4 protein-coding genes are annotated in these 3,729 nt (G+C 64.3%); 1 reads left to right on the forward strand and 3 read right to left on the reverse strand.

All coding sequences use genetic code 11. The features are described 5' to 3' along the window. The coding region (locus tag EN984_RS37870; protein ID WP_164765656.1) for a hypothetical protein at positions 1-540 on the forward strand (540 nt) is incomplete at its 5' end. 144 nt (positions 541-684) lie between these two features. On the opposite strand, the gene EN984_RS26095 is transcribed toward EN984_RS37870, so the two are convergent. From EN984_RS26095 to EN984_RS26105, 3 genes are read right to left on the reverse strand one after another with little or no spacing between them, the layout of a single operon-like run. Then, a complete protein-coding gene (locus tag EN984_RS26095) occupies positions 685-930 on the reverse strand; it encodes a MoaD/ThiS family protein (RefSeq protein WP_027035223.1) in 246 nt (81 codons plus the stop codon). Next, complete coding sequence (locus EN984_RS26100) at positions 918-3,188, reverse strand: xanthine dehydrogenase family protein molybdopterin-binding subunit (RefSeq protein ID WP_127272500.1); 2,271 nt, start codon at positions 3,186-3,188, stop codon at positions 918-920. The genes EN984_RS26095 and EN984_RS26100 overlap by 13 nt, the downstream gene beginning before the upstream one ends. Before the next feature lies 1 nt (position 3,189). Next, positions 3,190-3,666, reverse strand: a complete 477-nt coding sequence (locus tag EN984_RS26105) for a (2Fe-2S)-binding protein (RefSeq protein ID WP_013530647.1) — start codon at positions 3,664-3,666, stop codon at positions 3,190-3,192. Positions 3,667-3,729: the final 63 nt, after the last annotated feature.

Below are 3,729 nucleotides of genomic sequence, written 5' to 3' on the forward strand. Positions count from 1 at the left end.
GAGTTGGACGTCTACGAAGTGCCGGTCTATGGGCAGACGGAGCCCGTGGACCCGACAATTCAGACCCTCGAATCCGCGCTTAGCCCGAGCCGCGCCGTGAGACCGGCCTCACGGCCTTACTGGGTCGGGGAGACGAACGGGCCGAAGCATCTCTACATACTCCGCCTCGTGGGTAACATCGGAGCCTATCTGGGACGTCGGGATGATGAAGTCGAAGACAAACACATCATCAAAGTAGGCTTCTCAAAGAGCCCGCAGGCGCGCCGCGATCAGATCCAGAGCGCCTATCCCAGAGGAGCCTTCCATTGGGAGGTCTTCAAGCCAAGCCCTCAGCCCGACACCGCACCATATGCGAGTGCAGAAATTGCGATCGCCGGCGAGGACGCCATGAAGAAGCGCCTCGTGGAAGATGGCGCAGAGGTGCTTGGTGGCGAGTTTTTCCTCGCAGACGACAACCTGATCTATCGGATCTGGGCAGCGGGTAGCAACGCGGCGAAGGCAGCGCAGGATGGACTGCGGAACCAGCAATTTCCAGAATAGGCGCCGACGGTTCGAGCTCTACAACAGCCAAGCAGCAGGTTCTATGCCTAGTATCGACCCATCGGCACCCGAAACCAGACAGTCCGCTTGCGGCCCCACCACGACATGATGTTAAGCGATGGTGCCGAGGCCCGGCTCTCCCCCTCATCCCCCCGCCAGTCGCGGCAACAGAAAAATCTCCGCCCCCTCTGGCAGCTTCTTCGACCACGTATCCCGATAGATCGTCCCGTCGATCGCAACCGCGATGCCTTTGTCGATCCAGGGCTCTAGGCCGGGATACTGTTCAGCCAGCTTCCTGAACAGCTCCCTTATGTCCTTGGCCTCGATCTCGACCTTGCTGTTGCCTCCGGCGGTCGCGGCGAGCGAGCCCCAGAGCGTTACTTCGACCATTCCCGTTCCGCCTCGATCGCCGCCAGGATGCGCGGCGGCGACATCGGGATGTGCGTCATGCGCACGCCCGCGGCGTTCGACACCGCATTGGCAATCGCCGCCAGCGGCGGCACGATCGACGTCTCGCCGACACCGCGCACCCCGTAAGGGTGGTTGGGGTTGGGGATTTCGAGGATCTGCGTGTCGATCATCGGCAGGTCCGAGCAGACCGGGATGCGGTAGTCGAGGAAGCCGGCGTTCTGCAGCCGCCCGTCCTTGCCGTATATATACTCCTCGTTGAGCGCCCAGCCGATGCCTTGCGCCGCACCGCCCTGGTACTGTCCCTCGACATAGGTCGGGTGCACCGCCTTGCCCGCATCCTGCACGACCGTGTAGCGGATGACCCTGGTGGCGCCGGTCTCGGGATCGACCTCGATATCGCAGATATGGGTGGCGAAGGAGACGCCGGCGCCATCGGCGACGAGTTCGCTGTGGCCGGCGATCGGCCCGCCGGTCTTGCCCGACTCGACCGCGATCTCCTTCAGCGACAGCTTGCCGAGATTGCCGTGCTTCTCGCCCTTGGCGACCGCGTGGCCCTTTTCCCAGACCACGTCGTCGACGGCAATGTCCCACATCTGCGCAGCGCGCTCGCGCAGGATTTTGATCGCATTGCGGGCGGCCGAGATCGTCGCCATGGAGGACGAGAAGGTGCCGCGGCTGCCGTCCGTCATGTCGTTGTAGCCGAGGCTGGACGTGTCGGCGACGATCGCCTTGACCTGGCTATAGTCGATGCCGAGCTCCTCCGCCGCCACCAGCGACAGCGACGCGCGCGAACCACCGACATCGACCGTGCCGACGGCAAGCGAGACCGAGCCGTCCATGCCGATGTTGAGGTCGGTGCAGGTCTGGCCGCCGAAATTGAACCAGAAGCCGCAAGCCATGCCACGGCCCTGGTTCTTGCCCAGCGGCGCCTTCATGTGCGGATGGCTCTTCACCGCCTCCAGCGTCGGGCCGATGCCGATCGGTCCGTAGACCGGGCCGTAGGAGGACCGTGTGCCTTCCTGCGCGGCGTTCCTGATGCGGAAGTCGACCGGATCCATGCCGATCTTCTTGGCCAGCTCGTCGACAGCACTTTCCACCGCGAAGGCCGCCATCGGCGCTGAGGGCGCGCGATAGGCTGCGGTCTTCGGCCGGTTGACCAGCACTTCGTAGCCGACCGTCTTGACGTTATCGAGCTTGTAGCAGGCGAATGCCGTCATGGCGCCGATCTCGGCCCAGGAGCCGGCATACGGGCCGCAGCTGTAGCGAAGCGTCGCTTCGGCGGCGGTGATCGTGCCGTCCTTGCGGGCGCCGATCTTGACGTCGATCGAGGTGGCGCTGGTCGGGCCCGAGGCGCGGAACACCTCGTCGCGGGTCATCACGAGCTTCACCGGCCGTCCGGCCTTGCGCGACAGCGCCAGCGCCACCGGCTCGGCCCAGACATGGGTCTTGCCGCCGAAACCGCCGCCGATCTCCGAGGAGGTGACGCGCAGTTTCGAGGCTTCCATGCCAAGCAACTGGGCGCAGTGCTGGCGGTAGACGAAATGGCCCTGCGTGCACACCCAGAGATCAGCGGTGCCGTCGGAGCTGAAATTCGCCACGCAGGCATGCGGCTCGATATAGCCCTGGTGCGTCTGCTCGGTCTTGAAGGAACGCTCGACGATAAAGTCGGCCTGCCCGAAACCCTGATGGACATCGCCATGGCCAAACTGGCTGCGCTTGGTGACGTTGGAGGGTTTTACCGGTTTTTCCTCGAGGCCCTCGGTGAAGATGGCATCATTGATCAAGGGCGCCGTGTGCTTCGCCGCCTCGTCGACATCGGTGACATGCGGCAAAAGCTCGTATTCAATCTCGATGAGCTTCAGCGCCTGCCTGGCGGTGCGGGCATCGATCGCGGCGACCGCGGCCACCGCGTGGCCGTCATAGAGCGCTTTCGTGCGCGCCATGCAATTGTCGAGGACGTCGTACATGGCGGCATCGCCATCGGTGAGGTCGGGCAGGTCGGCCGCGGTGATCACCGCCTTGACGCCGGCGAGCTTTTCCGCCTTGGACGTGTCGATTTTCACGATCCTGGCGTGAGCATGCGGGCTTCTGAGAACACGCCCGACCAATTGGCCGGCCATGTTGAAGTCGGCGCCGTAGCGGGCGCGGCCCGTCACCTTGTCGATGCCGTCGGGACGGATCGGACGCGTGCCGACGGAGGCGAATTTACGTCCGGAAAAACGTGGATCGAAATTCATCTCAGGCTCCCTTCATCACGATGGCCGCGTCCTGGACGGCGCGCACGATCTTGTCGTAGCCGGTGCAGCGGCAGAGGTTCCCGGCGAGGCCGAAGCGGATTTCCTCCTCGGTCGGGTCGGGGTTCTTGGCCAGGAGGTCCTTGGCCGCGATCAGGAAGCCCGGCGTGCAGATGCCGCATTGCAGCGCCGCATGCTCGAGGAACTTCTGCTGCAGCGGGTGCAGCGTATCGCCATGGGCCATGCCCTCGATGGTCTCGACGCGCCGGCCTTCAGCCTCGGCGCCGAGCACCAGGCATGAGCAAACCAGCCGATCGTCGAGGATGATCGAGCAGGCGCCGCAGTCGCCGGTGCCGCAGCCTTCCTTGGCGCCCGTCAGCCCCAGCCGATCGCGCAGGACATCGAGCAGCGTCTCGTCCGGCTGGCAAAGATACTCGACAGCGTCGCCGTTGATTGTCGTTGAAACTGCTATACCAGCCATCATTTGCCTCCTGCACGTGTATAGGCTGATGTGGCGGCGACGGTGCTTCTGGTCGAAGAGGCG

Source organism: Mesorhizobium sp. M7A.F.Ca.CA.004.12.1.1 (assembly GCF_003997835.1).
Classification (GTDB): domain Bacteria; phylum Pseudomonadota; class Alphaproteobacteria; order Rhizobiales; family Rhizobiaceae; genus Mesorhizobium.

Coding starts and splice junctions, on each gene's coding strand:
- EN984_RS26100 (WP_127272500.1), bottom strand. CDS start 3,188: ATGAATTTCGATCCACGTTTTTCCGGACGTAAATTCGCCTCCGTCGGC.
- EN984_RS26105 (WP_013530647.1), bottom strand. CDS start 3,666: ATGGCTGGTATAGCAGTTTCAACGACAATCAACGGCGACGCTGTCGAG.
- EN984_RS26095 (WP_027035223.1), bottom strand. CDS start 930: ATGGTCGAAGTAACGCTCTGGGGCTCGCTCGCCGCGACCGCCGGAGGC.